Source organism: Acinetobacter sp. WC-141, assembly GCF_000313935.1.
Taxonomy (GTDB): Bacteria; Pseudomonadota; Gammaproteobacteria; order Pseudomonadales; family Moraxellaceae; genus Acinetobacter.
The window spans coordinates 39,284-57,826 of record NZ_AMSS01000053.1 but is presented as its reverse complement, the minus strand read 5'-3'; the positions used below and the strand labels follow the sequence as shown (position 1 = coordinate 57,826).

At 39.6% G+C, this 18,543-nt stretch carries 12 protein-coding genes and 1 pseudogene; 5 read left to right on the top strand and 8 right to left on the bottom strand.

Features of this window, described 5'->3' with window-relative positions:
* Positions 1-27: 27 nt before the first annotated feature.
* From ACINWC141_RS19640 to antA, 4 genes and pseudogenes are all read right to left on the bottom strand, one after another.
* A pseudogene (locus ACINWC141_RS19640) lies at positions 28-1,117 on the bottom strand (IS4-like element ISAba1 family transposase).
* Positions 1,118-1,203: 86 nt separating this feature from the next.
* On the bottom strand, positions 1,204-2,238 hold the full coding sequence (gene antC, locus ACINWC141_RS11365; protein WP_081400116.1) for an anthranilate 1,2-dioxygenase electron transfer component AntC: 1,035 nt from the start codon (positions 2,236-2,238) through the stop codon (positions 1,204-1,206).
* A gap of 5 nt (positions 2,239-2,243) precedes the next feature.
* Positions 2,244-2,735, bottom strand: coding sequence for an anthranilate 1,2-dioxygenase small subunit (antB, locus tag ACINWC141_RS11360; protein ID WP_000076809.1), 492 nt, complete (start codon positions 2,733-2,735; stop codon positions 2,244-2,246).
* A 2-nt stretch (positions 2,736-2,737) separates the two neighbouring features.
* Positions 2,738-4,153: an anthranilate 1,2-dioxygenase large subunit gene (antA, locus tag ACINWC141_RS11355; protein WP_009391270.1), complete on the bottom strand. Its 1,416-nt coding sequence runs from the start codon at positions 4,151-4,153 to the stop codon at positions 2,738-2,740.
* A gap of 219 nt (positions 4,154-4,372) precedes the next feature.
* Here antA and ACINWC141_RS11350 point away from each other — a divergent pair, with 219 nt between their 5' ends.
* The 4 genes from ACINWC141_RS11350 (at position 4,373) to ACINWC141_RS11335 (ending at position 7,003) form a co-directional block, all read left to right on the top strand.
* A complete protein-coding gene (locus ACINWC141_RS11350; RefSeq protein ID WP_009391209.1) occupies positions 4,373-4,723 on the top strand; it encodes a winged helix-turn-helix domain-containing protein in 351 nt (116 codons plus the stop codon).
* A gap of 180 nt (positions 4,724-4,903) precedes the next feature.
* Complete coding sequence (modA, locus tag ACINWC141_RS11345; RefSeq protein WP_009391311.1) at positions 4,904-5,689, top strand: molybdate ABC transporter substrate-binding protein; 786 nt, start codon at positions 4,904-4,906, stop codon at positions 5,687-5,689.
* Positions 5,686-6,378, top strand: a complete 693-nt coding sequence (modB, locus tag ACINWC141_RS11340; protein ID WP_000971585.1) for a molybdate ABC transporter permease subunit — start codon at positions 5,686-5,688, stop codon at positions 6,376-6,378. The genes modA and modB overlap by 4 nt, the downstream gene beginning before the upstream one ends.
* A 4-nt stretch (positions 6,379-6,382) precedes the next feature.
* Positions 6,383-7,003 (top strand): ATP-binding cassette domain-containing protein, encoded by a 621-nt coding sequence (locus ACINWC141_RS11335; protein ID WP_009391271.1) that lies wholly within the window; start codon positions 6,383-6,385, stop codon positions 7,001-7,003.
* Positions 7,004-7,049: 46 nt separating this feature from the next.
* Here ACINWC141_RS11335 and ACINWC141_RS11330 read toward each other — a convergent pair whose 3' ends face one another.
* A complete protein-coding gene (locus ACINWC141_RS11330; RefSeq protein WP_009391198.1) occupies positions 7,050-8,654 on the bottom strand; it encodes a PepSY-associated TM helix domain-containing protein in 1,605 nt (534 codons plus the stop codon).
* A gap of 2 nt (positions 8,655-8,656) precedes the next feature.
* Entirely contained in the window at positions 8,657-8,947 is a 291-nt protein-coding gene (locus ACINWC141_RS11325) for a hypothetical protein (protein WP_009391242.1), read from the bottom strand.
* Positions 8,948-9,360: 413 nt separating this feature from the next.
* On the opposite strand from ACINWC141_RS11325, the gene ACINWC141_RS11315 reads away from it, so the two are divergent.
* Positions 9,361-10,092 carry a 4'-phosphopantetheinyl transferase family protein gene (locus ACINWC141_RS11315; RefSeq protein WP_009391276.1) on the top strand — a complete coding sequence of 244 codons (732 nt, stop codon included), beginning with the start codon at positions 9,361-9,363 and terminating at the stop codon, positions 10,090-10,092.
* Between the two features lie 41 nt (positions 10,093-10,133).
* Here the strand turns inward: ACINWC141_RS11315 and entS are convergent, their stop codons facing one another.
* A complete protein-coding gene (gene entS / locus ACINWC141_RS11310; protein WP_009391255.1) occupies positions 10,134-11,384 on the bottom strand; it encodes an enterobactin transporter EntS in 1,251 nt (416 codons plus the stop codon).
* Positions 11,381-18,532 carry a non-ribosomal peptide synthetase gene (locus ACINWC141_RS11305; RefSeq protein WP_009391252.1) on the bottom strand — a complete coding sequence of 2,384 codons (7,152 nt, stop codon included), beginning with the start codon at positions 18,530-18,532 and terminating at the stop codon, positions 11,381-11,383. Before ACINWC141_RS11305 ends, entS begins: the two co-directional genes overlap by 4 nt.
* Positions 18,533-18,543 lie beyond the last annotated feature (11 nt).

The following is an 18,543-nucleotide window of genomic DNA, read 5'->3' as shown; positions in this document are numbered from 1 at the left end:
CTAATTTTTCTCTGTACACGACAAATTTCACAGAACCCTTATCCTATCAGGATTCTGCTTTCTTAAAATTGCCAAAATTTCCTTAAACTCTTCTTTTTTCCCAAAACCAATTAAACGCTGAATCGCCATTTGAACATAGTCTAAACCATAGCGAAATAAACTCATTGAGAGTCGTCCATGCTTCTTTATTTTTATCGCTTTTTTTTGATTATGTTGCCTTCACCCGTTAAGTAACACCAACAGAAGCTTATAGCTAACACCGCAATCAATTTTTTCACTCGTCTAGGGTCTGTCAAGCGCGTATTTTCAAGATTAAACCCGCGTCCTTTGAGACAACTGAATAAGGTTTCAATTTCCCAGCGTAATGCATAATCCTGAATAGCATTGGCATTAAACTGAGGAGAAACGACGAGTAAAAGCTCTCCATTTTCTAACTGTAGTGCACTTATATATAGTTTCACCCGACCAACCAAAATCCGTCGTTTACGACATTCAATTTGACCAACTTTAAGATGGCGAAATAAATCACTAATTTTATGATTCTTTCCTAAATGATTGGTGACAATGAAGTTTTTTTAACACGAATGCAGAAGTTGATGTCTTGTTCAATTAACCATGTAAACCACTGCTCACCGATAAACTCTCTGTCTGCGAACACATTCACAATACGGTCTTTACCAAAAATGGCTATAAAGCGTTGAATCAAAGCAATACGCTCTTTCGTATCTGAATTTCCACGTTTATTAAGCAATGTCCAAAGGATAGGTATCGCTATTCCACGATAAACGATTGCGAGCATCAGGATATTAATATTTCGTTTTCCCCATTTCCAATTGGTTCTATCTAAAGTCAGTTGCACTTTGTCGAATGAAAACATATTGAAAATCAACTGAGAAATTTGACGATAATCAAAATACTGACCTGCAAAGAAGCGCTGCATACGTCGATAAAATGATTGTGGTAAGCACTTGATGGGCAAGGCTTTAGATGCAGAAGAAAGATTACATGTTTGCTTTAAAATGATCACAAGCATGATGAGCGCAAAGCACTTTAAATGTGACTTGTTCCATTTTAGAGATTTGTTTAAGATAAGATATAACTCATTGAGATGTGTCATAGTATTCGTCGTTAGAAAACAATTATTGTGACATTATTTCAATGAGTTATCTATTTTTGTCGTGTACAGAGAACTTATTTATACTTTCAACGTGAGGTATTACTCTGTAAAAACTTCTCGCTGTAAATACGGTAGTTTTGCAAAGATTGCTCATCTAACCAATTTTTCACGGCTTCAATCATCGGTGGTGGGCCACATAAATACATATCAAAAGCTTGTTCAGCCAGTTGATCTTTATTTAAGTGCTCATGAATATAGCCCGCTTTACCTTGCCAAGCTTCGGTTGCTTTAGTCACAATCGGGTGATAACTAAAGTTTGGTAGCTGTTCAGCATAGGCATGTAAACGCTGTTGTTCACACAAATCAGTTTCATTATTTACGCCGTAATACAACTGAACGGCAGGTGAGTTAGGCTGTTCAACCAAGTTATCTAGCATTCCCAAGAAAGCTGATAATCCTGTTCCACCTGCTACAAAAACCAGTGGTCGCTGTACTTCACGTAAATAGAAACTACCAAGCGGTGCTTCAATAAGTAGGCTTTGTCCGACCTGACAACGATCACGCAAGTAATTACTCATAACACCGTCTGGCAAGAGACGAATTAGAAATTGCAATTGATTGGTTGCATTTGGTCTGTTTGCAAAAGAATAAGAACGCCAGTCTTCAGTATCTGGAATTTGTAAACGAGCATATTGACCTGGCAAAAACTGAAGTTGTGCAGCATGACTGCTCGCATCAAGATGCAAAATTGCAGTCGTTTCAGAAACCAGCTCAACAGCGGTCACTTTGGTTTCAATTTTTAAAGTATCACCAGCGTTACAGATCACAGAATCATGATCGAAATAAAAAGCTGCATCAGATTTCACGCGGGTCTGGCAAGCTAACATTTTTCGCTCGGCCAAATCACGTTCACTTAATGCATCTTCATCGACATATTCTTGTTCATAAATCCCAGTTTCACATTGTCCCTGACAGGTACCACAAACACCTTCGCGGCAGTCTAGTGGTAGGTTAATTCCCTGACGAACTGCTGCATCAAGCAACAATTCATCGTTATTTACCGAAATGAAAAAGGTTTTGCCATCGGCAAAGTTAAGTGCAACTGAATGTCCCATTTTCATTCCCCTTAAACGTGATAGAAGTCTAAAACGGAATCAATTTTGTCATTCAGCAAAATGCTGTGCTGACGACGAATGCGGAAACCATCTGCGGTTTGACGTAAAAGATAAGTAGCATGTCCGTAAAAACAGCCTTCTAAGCCTTGACGGTTATATAGCGTTTGCCATGCAACTTTTGCTTCAATTAGTCCGTCATCTAGTGTTTTAACTCGAATGTTGTTTATGCTGTGCAAAGTACGTGGTAACGGAGTTGCAGAAGCCGCTTTTCCGGTACGAATACGGAATACACGGTCTTCGAGTCCAGTACGGTCTGCATAATAAATATAAGACAAACCCTGATTTGGATCTTGAACATAGTTATGGTCATCAATCCACTGTGGAATATGATATTCACTATCTTCGTCGTAAAGCTCTAAATAGGCATCCCAGTCATAAGCATCACAAAGTTCTGCTTTTTTGTACAAAAACTGAGATACAGCAAAATGTAGTTCTTGTGACATGGTTACACCTCATCCATTACGGCATTGTTCTCAAAAGTAATATCCTGCATTTTCAGTGCTTTCTTATTTAAGCCATCAAGCATTAGACGTTGCCAGTGTCCATGCTGGTTTACATAGAGTCCTTCGTGGGTAAACTCACGGCCAGTAATGACGGGTTGAATGCCTAAATCTTGTGAATTTTTGGTCGCGCCATATTCCCAAGACTGATAGCCACGAGAAATATCGCTCCAACGTTCAAGTCGTGCTTGGAAACCTTTTTGCTGTTCACGGAATTCAACTAAATCATCTGGTGTACCAAGGCCTGATACGTTAAAGAAATCTTCGAACTGGCGAATACGGTTACGGCGTGCTTCAGCAGATTCACCTTTAACGCCAATACATTGACTGATGACTTCGGTTTTATTCCATGCCACTGGACGAACAATACGAAGCTGAGAACTAATTTGGTCCATAAAGAATAGGCTAGGGTACAAGTTCAAGTTTCTTAAACGGTGCATTGCCCATTCAGCATATTTGTCGCCATATTTTTCGACCATATACGGCATAACCGTGCTGTAACCCGGACGAACTGTTGGATTTGGCATGTCACTAAATAAAACACTATGGCCATTTTTAAAACTAAACCAGCCATCGTCAGTTTCTGAGTCACCTGCACCTAACTTACTGTAGTCAAGTGTGTCGAGTTCTTCACCTTTTGATGCATTGACTTGTTGGCGGTGTTGAACTGTAGAGACATAGTTATAGTGAACGGTACTTACATGATAGCCATCTAAGCCATTTTCATTTTGTAGCTTCCAGTTACCTGCAAAGGTATAAGCTGACTTACCTTGAAGTACTTCGAGCTCACCTGTTGGCGACTGATTAACCATTAAATCAAGGAACAGTTTTGCATCGCCCAAAAAGTCTTCTAGAGAATCTGTTGCTTGAGTATCGAGGCTTACAAATACAAATCCACGGTAGCTTGCAATACGGCCTTGTTTTAAGCCACGGCTTGATTTATCAAAATCTTCACAATATTCGCCAGGTGCTTTGACTTTAACTAAACGGCCATCTGACTTATAGCACCATGCGTGGAACGGACATGTAAAGGTTGACTGGTTGCCTTTAGCAACACGGGTTAAAGTCGCTCCACGATGCTCACAAGCATTGACCATCGCGTGTAATTCGCCTTTACCATCACGGCTCACAATAATCGGTTGGCGACCAATTTGAACTGTTAGGAAATCATGATTGTTTGGAATCTCACTTTCGTGACATGCATAAATCCAAACCTTTTCAAAAATAAGTTCCATTTCCAAGTCAAATAGTTTAGGCTCAGTAAACATATTACGTGCAATACGAAACACGCCATCGTTAGGACGGAAGTCGATACATCCATCTACAAAATCATTCCATTGTTTTAAATTAGATGAGGTCATTTGCTCAATCCTATTCATTCAGCTTTTAACTGATTGAACCGCGATTAGGCTTTGGCCTCTATCCGTTTTTTCCAGATCTTTATCCACTTTGTGCAGTTTTGATTTTTTAATAAGACTCTTTTTAAGAGCTCATCGAGATTTAAATTTGTATATGTCTTAGCTTGTTAAACTTCCCTATAATGTTAACGAGCATAAAATAAACTTTTGTGAACTAAGTCTATGAAAGAACAAAACTTAAAATTAAAGATTAGAATTCTTTTAGAGCAGAATATTGCATTTGGTCCGGGTAAGGCAGACTTACTTGAAGCAATTGAAAGAACGGGGTCGATCTCACAAGCCGCAAAATCTATGAATATGAGCTACCGCCGTGCGTGGCAGTTGGTAGACACCATGAATCAGTGCTTTGAAACAGCTTTAGTTGAAACTCAAACGGGTGGAACACATGGTGGTGGGGCAGCTGTTACAGCTTTAGGCCAGAAAGTTTTACAACATTATCGCCAAATGGAAATCAATGCTCGACAAGCCTTAGAACATGATTATCAAATTATGAGTAGCTATTTAAAAAAATAAGATGAGTATTATTTTATAAATCAAAGAATTTAAGAGCGAATCAATTTTATCTCCCTATAGTTTTCAGTTGCTCAGAAAAAATATCTATCTGCATAAATAATTTCTACTTTTCATTGTCGATGCTTATCGCTATATTCTTGGGTATATATCGCTGCAAAAAACGACAAAAAGGTAAATATAATGGTAAGTGATACGAAGATAAAAAAGTTGGCTTTAGCCTGTTCGGTGCTTAGCATAGGCTTGGTCTTTAATGTTCCAGCTGAGGCTGAATCGGTTACCGTTTATGCAGCAGCGAGCTTAACCAATGCAATTACTGATTTAGAAAAAATTTATGAAAAACAAAATAAAGTAGAAGTTAAAACTTCATATGCAGGCTCATCGACATTAGCGAAACAAATTGAAGCTGGGGCACCAGCCGATGTATTTATCTCTGCTGATATCCAGTGGATGGATTATCTGCAAAATAAAAAACGAGTTGCAGCAAATGACCGTATAAATTTATTAGGCAACCGTCTGGTTCTCATTACCCCTAAAGATCGACCGTTAAGCATTAAACTAGATAAAACCACCGATCCCAATAAAGTATTTACAGGCAAGATTTGTACAGGGGATACCAAAAGTGTGCCTGTAGGCAAATATGCCAAACAAGCTTTTACCAATTTAGGTTGGTGGAGCCGTATTGAGCCAAAGTTAGTTGAAACAGAAGATGTGCGAGCGGCATTAAACTTTGTTGCGCGAGGTGAATGTCAGGTTGGCATTGTCTATGCAACCGATGCTGCGATTAGCAAAGACGTGAAGGTAGCGGGTATATTTCCGGAAAATACGCATTCGCCAATTATTTATCCTGTAGGGATGATTAAAAAGAACTCAAACTCAGCAAAGTTCTATCAATTTTTACAGAGCAATCAAGCCAAAGCTGTTTTTAAAAAATATGGCTTTAGCGTGTTGGCTCCAGCAAAACCATGATGTTCTCTTTAACCCCAGAAGAGCTCAGCGTGCTACAACTTTCTTGTAAGGTCGCAGCAAGTTGTCTTGTGGTCAGTATTATTCCTGCAATTTGTGTAGGATGGTTTTTGGCACGTAAAGAGTTCTGGGGGAAGTCATTCATTGAAACATTGGTGTTTTTACCTTTAGTGCTACCACCAGTGGTGCCTGGTTATTTGCTTTTACAAGTTTTTGGAAGCCGCGGCATTATTGGACAATATTTGGCACCGCTCGGAATTGATTTTGCATTTAACTGGAAAGGTGCCGTTCTTGCCTCGGCAGTAATGGGTTTTCCGCTATTGGTACAATCTATTCGATTAGCAATTGAACTAGTCGACCAGCGTTTGGAAATGGCAGCAAAGACATTGGGTGCCTCATCTTTAGGGGCATTTTTTCATGTCACTTTACCACTTGCCAGCAGTGGTATTTTAATTGGTGCTATTTTATGTTTTTGCCGCAGTTTAGGTGAGTTTGGGGCAACCATTACCTTTGTGGGTAATATTTCAAATGAAACACGTACTTTGCCTTTGGCCATGTATAGCCTAATGCAACAACCCGATACAGAAGCAGCTATTCAAAGGCTTATCGTTTTATCGTTAAGTGTGGCTTTTTTAGCCCTATGGTTTGCACAGTGGTTTCATCGTTATCAAAAGAAGCGCTTAGGACGGTAGAAATATGTTAATTGAATGCCGTTTTCAGCTGCAAATGGGTCAATTTCATATTGAACCTAGTTTCCAGTCAGATGCTGCTGTTATTGGGTTATTTGGTGCCTCAGGGTCAGGTAAAACATCGATTTTACATGCTATTGCCGGACTAAACACACCGCATAGTGGAGTCATTAAAATACAGGGCCAAACATGGTTTGATTCAGATCAAAAAATTAACTTGAGCATGCAAAAGCGGCATGTTGGATTGGTTTTTCAAGATGCTCAGCTTTTTCCCCATAAAACAGTAAAACAAAATTTATTATTTGGTCTTAAGCACCTGTCCCAACAAGAACGTCACTTTGAAGCAGATTACATTATTGAATTATTAAAGTTAGGGCACTTATTACAACGTATGCCCATCAAACTATCAGGAGGGGAAAAACAGCGCGTGGCACTGGGTCGAGCATTGTTATATTCACCTAAGCTGTTACTACTTGATGAACCTTTATCGGCACTAGATGCAAACCATAAAGCTGAAATTATTCCTTTTTTTCAGAAAGTAAAAGAGGAAATAAAAATTCCGATGATTTATGTGAGTCATGATATTCAGGAAATTAAACAACTGACCGAAACAATGTGGGTTTTATAATTTTTCATATTTCACACATTATTTCAGTCTTGTCGATTTATGGTTGTTAGCTAGCCCATAAACTGCCAGTTGGAGCAGATTTTAGGCGGTCTTGGGCTTGTTGATAAAAACGCCAAAAAGCGAAAGCAAAAATGATAGCTAAGAAATCAACCACTAAGATTTCTCCACTATGTACCCATAAGCCACTTTGAGGAATGAAGTAAGCTAAAAGGGATGTAAGCGGAATCGCAAATAACACTAAAACCAAGGTTAACAGCAGTTGTGGTAAAGCTTTTGCATAGCCAATCACAAAGGTATAAATCAAACTCAGTAGGAAAATCGCATAATAACCATACATAAAGAGGTGATTCATACTTTCAATGTTAAGCGCTGCGAAGAGCCACCGACTGGCCAACATTGTACCCACGACTGCTAAAACACACCCTAAACATGCACCTATCGTTAAGTTCGCAAGGAACACCACATCTTTACGTTGAACAGGAACAGGGTCTTCAGCACGCTTTTGTTTACGTGCACGAGTTTCAACCCAAAGGATGTTACCTGTATAAAACAAGAAAGCACCACCGACACCTAATACAAAATAAATCCAACGTACGCCCGTACCACCAAAACTTCCAAAATGTAGACTAAACATGGCGTTGATTAACTTATTCCCGGCATCAGTCTGTGTGTTAATACCTTTATGATTAAAGTGCTCAACTGCATATGGGTTCATACGCATAAAGTCATGATTTGCACCGCGCAACATCTGATCTGAACTATAGAGGGCAATACGTGCATTGGCTTTTTCAGGTTTATCTAGGCCACTAAACTGGATATAGTCAACTGAATATTCAGGTGCTACTTTTTTAGCTTGAGCTAATATTTGCTGCACATCAACCTGTGTTTGTTTAGGCTGAATAAGGGCTGGGGGAGAACGCTGAAAAACAGGCTGTCCTTTGAGTGCAAGTTGTCCAATCGCATCATAAAAAAAGTCATGAAAAGCAAAGACAATAACGCTAATACTAATAATGATGTGGAACGGTAAGCTGGTAATTCCAATCACATTATGCGCATCTAGCCAAAAGCGCTTTTTATTTTTGCCAGGCCGAATGACAAAGTAATCCTTTACCAAGGTGGGTAAAAGAATAATCACTCCTGAAAGCAGGGCAAGAAAATATAAAATTGAAACAACACCCATCACATAAAGACCTAAACCGTGATGGCCTGCCATGCCCGGTATGCCTGCTGTTTCATGCAACTGTTCAATTAGCCAGCCTGCTTTAGATAAGTTTTCTTGAGCAACGATTAACTGACCTTTATCGTCTAAGCTTGCCATCCACGTGGTTTGAGCAGCATTAAAACCATCGCCACGTTCATGTTCGCTCCACGTAATGGGTGCATAGTGAAATTCATTGGACGATAAATTTAGTGTGAAGTTCTTTTGCGCAGCAGGATAGGCAGCCTGAACTTTTTGAATAAGCTCATTATATTGATCGGGTGAGACTTTCGGTAAAACTTGCTGTGTTGGCGTAGCCCATTTACTAATATGGTGCTGAAACATGCTGAGCCCACCAGCAAAGAAACAGATAAAAAGCAAAATCCCAGCACATACACCCACCCAAGTATGCATGCTTTTTGCTAATTTCATGATGTCTGAACGTACTTTCATGTTTAACCCCGCAATACAAAAATACAGCTATACGCTAGGGCATTGGCAGTCAATAAATAGATAAGCGCTTTTCGTCCAGTCGTAAAAAAATAACTGCCAAACATAATCGGCATCCAAACCCAAGGAACACTCCACATACCCACTTGTACCAATAAATCCATGGCGACATAAGGTTGGCCTAATAAAACAATCAAATTACCAATAGCGATAGAAAGACTTAGACCTAAAACACCACCTGCAAACGTTTTACTCCACCAGTCTGGCTGGATTGGAGACTGAATTTTAGCTTTCATGAAACCAGTTTCCGTTTAAAAAGCGCCATAAAAGGGAGGAAAGACCACGCAAAAATGATGAGCATGAACCAGCAAAAAGCGGCAACCACTTTCGGTAAGCTTGCAAAGAGCGCAATAAATCCAATGCCTAATAGCAATAGACCCAAATACTTAAAGAGAGTAGGAAGATGTTGAGACAACAGATTTTGGTTGCTATGACTACAATAGATACTGACCGCTCCCAACAGGGTCAAAAAAAGTCCTATAAGTTTCATAATCGCTGTTTATAAGTAAATTAAAGTCAAAATTTACCCAACAGTATAAGTAAATAATAATTATTATCAAATGATAAATATAATTACTTATAGAATTGCAGTAAGTAAGTTAAGATAGGAGATAACTCATTAAAAATATTTATTTTGAAGTCGAATACATTGAGTCATTATCTATATATTCCTGAACAAATCAGTAAATCAATTTATGAAATATCGAGTCCTATTTTTCTTACATCAGAGCTATTTTGTTATGGGCTAGATTTATCGCAAACAACGCATTTGCATCTAAACCAACAATTAGAGCATCCCCTAAAAATTGCTCAAGCGTGTGTCAAACGTAAAAATGAGTACTTATGTGGCAGGGTATTAGTTCAAGCTGTTTTAAATCATCATTTCGGTTTAGAGCAGCCAATAACCTCGATGTACGAACATTTGCCCATTTGGCCAACTCATGTTTTGGGGAGTATTAGTCATTCACAAAATAAGTTAATTGTTGCGCTATCTAACCATGCGGTTTATTTGGGAATTGATATTGAGCACTGGGTGACCTCAGAATTTGCTCAAGAGAGCGCACATCTTATTTTAACGCCATCTGAGTTTAATTTATGGAAAGGTAAAGCGGCAGAGTTTTTTGATTTTGCCCGTTATGTGAGCTTAATTTTCTCTGTAAAAGAAAGCCTATATAAAGCGGTTTATCCCACTGCAAAGCAATATATCGATTTCTTAGAAGCATCTATCGTTAATATTGATTTTGAAAATCAAACATTAACACTAACTTTTTTGCCAGAAATTCAGCAGCGCTATCAACTCTTAGAACAATATCAAGGTGGCTGGGCTGTAGAACAAGACTATATTATGACTTGGGTTTTTCAGGCACGAAATTTTACTTAAAGCAAAAGAAGGCAACGAATTGCCTTCTTTTTATTTAGGATTTAATTTTCTTGTAACTTAGGATCTTGGAATCCTGTTTCACGCATATCTTGAGAGTTGAATAGGAACATAAACCCTACTGCAAAGCTTAATATACCAAAGAAGAGGATACTTCCTGATATTGGTAAAAAACGCGTTAAAAGACCTAAAGTTGTAGTGGCAATCGAATCGCCTAACGCATCTTGTGCGAGCCAGATTGAATTAATACGCCCTAAATATTCATCAGGTGTATGTCCTTGCACGATGCTGTATTGAAGCAAGTTGGCAATCGACATCAAATATCCGAAAACACATAAAATTGGTAAAGTCACGATGAGCCAAGGTGAAAGTCCAATCATAATCATGCAGCTAAAAACACCTAAGCACGTATAGAGCATGACTAAGCCGGGTTTGAGTAACTTTGTTGTCCATCCACTCAGTAATGCACCTAAAGTTGAGCCTAAAGGCACGGCCGAATACATAAGTCCGAGTTCAAATGCGCCGCCGTGAAAAATTTCATCTGCCATTTGCGGAAAAATAATACGAATAGCACTGCTAAAACTGAGCAGTGTTCCAATTAAAATGGTGCTACCGACTACTTTATTTTTAAAAACAAATTTAAACCCTTGAGCTAATTGGCGAAGAGGACTTTCGCCATTTGATGCATGTTGTGGTTTAAGCGCAGGTAGCCCCATCAATAAAAACACAGTGAGTAAAGTACCCACCGTTGAGACCCAATACACAGTTGCTACACCACTAACCGCAATTAAAATACCGCCGATTGCTGGTGAAATAACAGTTGCAAGACGTACGGATACCATACTGATCGCACGGGCTTGTACGATATTTTCGCGCCCTACAATCACAGGCATGATCGCCATCATTGCCGTTACACCCAGTGCACCAAAGAAACCATCCCATGCCGATAAAAAATAAATCGCATAGAGTGAAGGGTGCTCAAACATGGCGTTGATGGCGAGGCCAGCAAAGCCTAAGCCACACACACCACGTGCCAATAAAATCAGCCATTTCCGATCTTTGCGATCTGACAGCAAACCGCCAAGTAACAAGCCAATAAACATAGCAATGCCTTCAAAAGCCATTGCGACAGCAACGTTAAGCGAGTTACCCGTAATGTCATAGACTTGTTTTGGAATAGCCACGACCAACATGCCAATTGTTAACAATGACAATGTGCGGGCAATAAATACATGTCGGAAATGAGCATTACGTTTTAAAAGACTAAAATCGGTCAATACAGATTTGAAGCTCATGGCGTGTGCTCCTCTAAACCGCGTGCCTGACAGATCATGCGGTTTAAAATCGGGCCAAGTGTTTCAAGTTGCTGCGGAGACAATATATCGGTATGGTCAGCTTCACTTAGTCGAACAATATTGAGTTTTTTAACTAAAGGTGACCATTGTTGTTCTGGTTGGATATACGGCAGTAAGTCTTTTTCAGCGACAACTAAGTGTAGTTCACCATTAAACTGCGGCATTTTATACGGTTTTAATAAACGGACGGCATCGCGATAGTTTGCAAAAATATCTTCTTGTAAACGACGGGTTTCTTCATTTAATGCCGTATCTGCATCGGCTAGAATATCATTGAAGAACTGAAGCTGTTCTTGCTCAGCTTCAGTATTCATTTCTTCTATCGATAAATCTAACCATTGATGAATTTCAGCAGGATAAGTGTCTAACAAGCCAAGATAATCAACTTTTTCACCTTGTTCAGTGAGCTTCGCTGCAACTGCATAAGCCACAGTGCCGCCAAGTGAATAACCTAGTAACGTATAAGGTCCAGTTGGTTGTTGGCTGCGAATAATCTCAAGTTGTTTTTCAACCAGTTCGTCCATATTAGCGCTATTTGCCAATAGGCCATCTGGTCGAGGTGACTGCAACCCAATAATGGGTAAATCAGAATGTAGATAACGATTCAGCACCGTATATTGCCATGCCGAACCAGAACCTGGATAGAAACAGAACAATGGATGCCCAGAGCCGGAACGGATGGGTAAAATTGGTTGCATGCCAGTTTGTTCAACTTCTGCCAAACGTTCTTGTGTAAGCAGTAAAGCTGCTAAACGTTGAATCGTGACATGACTCATCAACTGGCCAATTGGAATGGTCCGCTTGAATACTTTTCGGATTTCAATTGCGAGTTTCATCACCAAAATGGAATGTCCACCAATCGCAAAGAAATCTTCGTTCACGCCAATATTCTGATCGGTGTTTAAAACTTGCTGGAAAATACGTGTCAGTTCGTGTTCAAAAGCAGTGGTGGCGCACTGTTTTTCTATATTTGAAAGAGTAAGGTGTGGTTGCGGCAGTGCTTTACGGTCCAGCTTACCATTATGACTTAATGGGAATTTCTCAACTAATACATAGTGTGTAGGAACCATATAGGCAGGAAGCTGTTTCACCAATTGTTTCTTTAACTGCTCAATATCCACAGGTGCTGTTGTTTGCAAGTAAGCAACCAATTGAACATCAGCTTTATTTTGCTCAGAAGAGATAGGATGTACAACCACATCAAGACCGCTGATTAAACGTAATTGCTGTTCAATTTCACCCAGTTCAATACGTTGTCCACGTATCTTTAACTGGTCATCAGCACGGCCCACATATTGAATACTGCCGTCTGCATGCCAACGGGCAATATCACCAGTGCGGTACATGCGTTGACCTGCTGCAAATGGATTTGCCACAAAACGTGTTGCTGTTAAGTCTGCTCGATGCAAATAACCCATGGCCAGTTGATGGCCTGCCAAATAAAGTTCACCGTCCACTCCAACAGGAACAGGGCGTAAGTATTGATCTAAAATATAAAGCTGGGTATTCCAGACTGGATATCCAATTGCAACACTACTTTCTTCTGGGTGTAATCCTAGTGTTGCATCCATATAACTCACATCTACCGCAGCTTCTGTTGGGCCATATAAGTTATGTAGCTCACAGCTAAAGTGCTCAGTAAATGATTTTGCTAAAGCCGTTGGTAATGCCTCACCACTACAGAACACTCGGCGGATTGGTAAACTTTGACGCTGAGCAGATGACAAAATTTCGGTAGCAGCATTTTCAAAAACAGCCAACATTGACGGTACAAAATGTAATGTTGTTACCTGATATTTTTGAATGAGGCTTAATAATGCCAATGGATCACGGTGTGCATCCACAGGAGCCATAACCAATCTCGCGCCCACTAAGTATGACCAGAAAAACTCCCATACAGAGACATCGAAAGTACATGGCGTTTTTTGCAAAATCGTATCGTTGGCTGACAGTGGATATTCTGATTGCATCCATAAAATACGGTTCACAATGGCTTGGTGAGAAACCATGACACCTTTTGGCTGGCCTGTTGTACCTGATGTATAGATTAAATAGGCCGGATGCTGTGGGGTAATAACTGTCGTTTTATAGCTGCTTAAATCAATCTTTGTTTCATCAAACAATTCATTAAAAGCAAAGATGGCTATTGATGGAGGGGCAATAGCAGCTAGATCTTTTTGTTCACCAATCACAAGTTTAGATTTGGCATCCTGCAACATAAATTTGATGCGTTCAGACGGATGTTGTAAATCAATAGGTAAATAAGCTGCACCTGCTTCAATCACCGCTAAAATAGCGATACTCAGTTTGACTGATCTTGGTAGAGCAACCGCAACAATATCTCCAGCCTGTACGCCCGCTCTTTGCAATTGCTGTGCTAAAGCACAAACTTGCAAACGCACTTCACTAAAACTGAGCTGATGATTTTCATCAGATAACGCCGTTTGTTCAGGCGTAATTCGAGCTTGTTCTCTGAGTAATTGTTGTAATGTGCTCTGGCGAACATAGTATTGGGTTTGATTTGTTTTCTGGATTAAATCGCGTTCTTCGGCCAGTTGTAAGCGATAGTGAGCTAGAGAAGTCTCTGGTTCATTTAATGCAATTTCAATCAATTGAACCATTCGCTCTAAGAAATGTTCAGGTTGATCAATTACACCACGCTGTTCGAGTAATAGTTCAATTTGATGATCAGGAATAACTAACAAAGCAAGCGGGTAATGGCTATAACCACGATTTGTGAGTTTTGAAATCGCAGCATCACCAAGTTTTTGCTGTAAATACTGATTATCAGGATAGTTTTCTACGACTAACAAACTATCGAAAAGATTGCCTTGCCCCATTAGTTGCTGAATTGCACCCAGACCTAAACCATCATGTTCTAAATGTTCAACATGCAATTGTTGTAACTGAGTCAATTGCTCCCAAAGTGTTTGCTGCATGTTGAGCTTTACACGTACTGGAATCGTATTTAAAAACAATCCAATCTGCTGCTCTAAACCATTGATAGGTGCTGAACGCCCAGAAACAGGAGTACCAAAAACAATATCTTCACGATGAGCATAAATATTTAAAGTCATTGCCCAAATCATTTGCATGAAGACATTGAGCGTGATGCCTTGCTGGCGTAATTTGTGTTGAAGTTTCGCGCCCAACTCAGCACTTAAACGATATGAAGTTTCCTGTACAGCTTGCTGGGGTTGATTAAATAAAATAAGTGGCTGTAAATCTGCTAAATCACGTTGCCAAATTACTTTCGATGTTTCATGGTCACGTGCAGATAAAGCTTTAATTACTGTTTCATAACTATATTCAAGCACAGGCAATTGTTGATTAGTTTGCTGATAGGCTTTAATAAAGTCTTGTAAAAACAGCGGAGTTGACCAACCATCTGTTAACAGATGATGCACCATAATCAATAATTCGGATTGTTCTGGAGCATGTTGAATTAAGGTTGCCCGAATTAAGCCATAGGGTTGGTCGAGATGAATCGGTTGCTGCAATGTTTCTTGAATGGTTTGCTCAAGCAGATCGGGAGTGACTGAGCAAAACTGAACTGGCCAAGCTTGAGTAGGGTGTAATGAATAGATAAAAACAGGTTCTTCAGCTAATTCGCTATCAAAATGTCCGCCTAATTGAGGGTGACGTTTTAATAAGGTAATCAACGCTTGCTGCAAACGTACCGGATCAATGTCTCCATTTAAACTAAGACGAGTAAAGGCATTATAGTTCGATTGATTTTCTACTTGAGATAAAAATAGCATGCCTTTTTGCAAAGGTAGCAAAGGTAAAATAGTGCTGTTTTTTCCATATTTTTCTTGAACCTTTTGTTCTAGGTCTGCTGAAAATAACGGTTTTGAAACAGCCGTTTGTTGTTCATCTAAACGGGTGAGTTGCGGTGCCATAGCGGCGACTGTTTTACATTGGAATACATCACTTGGTCTTAAGCCGTAACCACGTTGGCGTAATTGAGTACAAAGCATAATGGCCGAAATACTATCGCCACCTGTCATAAAGAAGTCGTCATCAATTCCAATTGCGTCAAGCTTAAGAACAGATGCAGTAATTTGACATAAAAGTTGTTGTTCAGACGTTTCGGCCATTCGGCTATGGGTACGAATTTGAGGCTTTGGCAGTGCTTTTTTATCGACTTTGCCACTTACATTTCGTGGAAATTCGGACATAACAGTCAGGGCAGAAGGCACCATATATTCAGGTAAGTTTTGACGTAACTGACTTAAATATTGCTGACTTAATTGCTCACTGGTTTTTTCATCGAGTTCAATGTCTTTGACCACACAATAACCGAGTAAACGATGACTGTTATTAATCGGTTCTGCAATCACGACTGCGCTTTCAACATTGGCTAAAATCGAAAGCGCATTTTCAACTTCACCAATTTCAACTCGATAACCACGAATTTTAATCTGGTCATCACAGCGCCCCATAAATTCAAGTTTACCCGCGCTATTCCAGCGGACTAAATCACCTGTGCGGTACATGCGCTGTCCATGTTCAAATGGATTCGCTACAAAACGGGCAGCACTTAAGTCAGCTCGACCTAAATAACCATTGGCGATCCCAAAGCCAGAAATATAAAGTTCACCAATCACGCCTGTTGGGCATCGTTGCAAGTAGCGATCTAGTACGTAGGCCTGTGTATTACCAATAGGGTTACCAATGACAGGGCGAGCTGTTTGCTTTAATTCTGCTCGGAAAGTATCAACCGTATATTCTGTTGGGCCATACAAGTTATGAGCAAAAAGTTCTGGCTGAGCATTCAGCTGCTGCCATAAAGCTAACGGTGCAGCTTCACCACCAATCAAAATAAGACTTGGTTGATGTTGATTTTCAGCAAATAAACCATTCGTCATTATTTGCGCACAAAAAGATGGCGGTAAATCGAGTGTATCGATTTGTCGTTGTTGAATTTCTTGCACTAAGCCAAATGCATCACGACGCATGTTTTCATCAAAAATATGTAGCTCTTGGCCCCATAACATCCAGAAAACTTGCAACCAAGATGAGTCAAATGAGAAAGAGTGTGTATGCGCTGCACGTAACGGACGCTCAGGGAAACGCTGATTTACAGCTTCTAATACAGGCCAGTAAATAGTTGGTTTATGCGACAAAATGAGGTTGCGTAAAGAACCATGTGTATTCATTACTCCCTTAGGACGACCAGTACTTCCTGAAGTAAAAATTACATACGCGACATCTTGAAAATCAAATTTACGATTTTCGGTAGGAATATCACTCGCATCTTGCTTGCGAATTTGTGTTTGAACATCTTCATGATCAAGATATAGCTGTTGAATATTTTGTGGTAGTTGCTGTGCAAGTGCTTGTGTAGTTAATACAAATAATGGATTGGCATCTTCACACATCATCTGCATACGATCGATTGGGTAATCTAAATCGAGAGGCAAGAAACTCGCACCAGAGTTTAATACGGATAACATCACCACAACTGAGTCAATTGAACGAGGAATAGCTCCAGCAATGACAGTTTGCTTTTTGGCTCCATTTTCTTGTAAAAAACGAGTCAGTTGATTCACTTTTACAGCAAGCTCAGCAAAACTGAGATGCTGAAGGTTTGGACGTTCACCACTCACAATGGCGGTACGTTCAGGATATTTTTTCACTTGCTCATAAAAAATATCTAAAACATTATTATATTTTTCAGGGTGACTAACACGCGGACCAATACCACTTTGGGTCAGGGCAGCAAGCTCTTGTGATGTTGTAATATTAAAATTGCTACATGGCTTTTCTGGACGAATCAAGGCTTGTTCGAGCAATAACGTTAGGCGTTGACCATGGTTAAATAGCTCATCTTGTGTATAACGCTGCGAATCCGCACGTAGTTCGATAATGAGTTCATGATCTTGAACAATAAAGGAAAACTCAAAATCATCAATTGGTCCTGTAGAAATATGGTGTGTTTTGACCTTTTCACCATCTAAAACCAAGTCTTGGTCAAAAGCTTTATAATTTAAAATAGGACCGTACATTCGTTCATGAATATCGATACTATTTAAATCTCTTAAAATTTGTTCTGCATCGTATTTCTGATGCGGACGAATTTCTCGTAATTGCTCTTGTACATGTTGAGCTAAGCTCACCCAACTGTCTTTTTCAGCAACTTTAAACTTCACAGGCAAGACATTTACCGTAGGTAAGGTTGAGCGAATCGCTTTTGAACCTAAACGGCGCATAAATGGAATACCGTTAACCAAAGCAGCTTTATCGGTCATTTTGTAAATATAATGTAATGACAATGACATCATCATGTCATTCAAAGCTAATTTAGTTTGTGCAGCTAAAGCTTGAATTTGCTCTAAAATTCCTGTCGAAAAACGCAGCTGATGCTTAATAAATGTTGCGGTTGTTTTTGCCGCTAAATGATGAGTACTTAAACTAACTGGACTAGGTAAATCTTCACAATAAGCTTTCCAAAAAGCCTGATCTATTTTAAATTGATGGCTATTTTCATAAGACTGACGTTCCGAAATAACATCATTCACGCCAATGAACGGAGAAACCGAAAGTTCTTTTCCTTCTTGTAATTGTTGATATAGCTCAACAATACGTTTGGTTAGGTTAATCATGCTAAACCCATCAAGCATGATGTGGTGATAACGTTGATACCAATATACTTTGTCATGCGTCGTAAAGAGCACTTGACGGAACAGCTGAGATTCACCAGCTTTAAGTGATTTGGCACATTGACGGTCTGATGGCATCCAGTCCCATAAGCGTTGCTGAGCTTTTTTAGGCGTTAAATGACAAAAATCAAATTCTTCGATTTGAAACTGAACTTGGTTATTAAGCTCAATAAACGGTTGAGACGGGTCAGATGAATATGAGGCATTGACCGTATCGGCTTCATTTAAGCCGATCTGAATCGCTTTTTTAAACGTTGGGATATCGACAGTTTTTGGTAGTTCCAAACAATGCGCAATGGTATATAAATCTTCAATTGAACTTAAATGATCGGCAAGAAAAATACCGAGCTGAGTAGAGGCCAATTCAAAACGAGCGGGTTGTGAAAGGTCCGGAGTAAATTCATTATTTAATGCCTGATTCATGACAATACTCC

Coding starts and splice junctions, on each gene's coding strand:
- antC (WP_081400116.1), bottom strand. CDS start 2,238: ATGAAAATGGGACATTCAGTTGCACTTAACTTTGCCGATGGCAAAACC.
- antB (WP_000076809.1), bottom strand. CDS start 2,735: ATGTCACAAGAACTACATTTTGCTGTATCTCAGTTTTTGTACAAAAAA.
- antA (WP_009391270.1), bottom strand. CDS start 4,153: ATGACCTCATCTAATTTAAAACAATGGAATGATTTTGTAGATGGATGT.
- ACINWC141_RS11350 (WP_009391209.1), top strand. CDS start 4,373: ATGAAAGAACAAAACTTAAAATTAAAGATTAGAATTCTTTTAGAGCAG.
- modA (WP_009391311.1), top strand. CDS start 4,904: ATGGTAAGTGATACGAAGATAAAAAAGTTGGCTTTAGCCTGTTCGGTG.
- modB (WP_000971585.1), top strand. CDS start 5,686: ATGATGTTCTCTTTAACCCCAGAAGAGCTCAGCGTGCTACAACTTTCT.
- ACINWC141_RS11335 (WP_009391271.1), top strand. CDS start 6,383: ATGTTAATTGAATGCCGTTTTCAGCTGCAAATGGGTCAATTTCATATT.
- ACINWC141_RS11330 (WP_009391198.1), bottom strand. CDS start 8,654: ATGAAAGTACGTTCAGACATCATGAAATTAGCAAAAAGCATGCATACT.
- ACINWC141_RS11325 (WP_009391242.1), bottom strand. CDS start 8,947: ATGAAAGCTAAAATTCAGTCTCCAATCCAGCCAGACTGGTGGAGTAAA.
- entS (WP_009391255.1), bottom strand. CDS start 11,384: ATGAGCTTCAAATCTGTATTGACCGATTTTAGTCTTTTAAAACGTAAT.
- ACINWC141_RS11305 (WP_009391252.1), bottom strand. CDS start 18,532: ATGAATCAGGCATTAAATAATGAATTTACTCCGGACCTTTCACAACCC.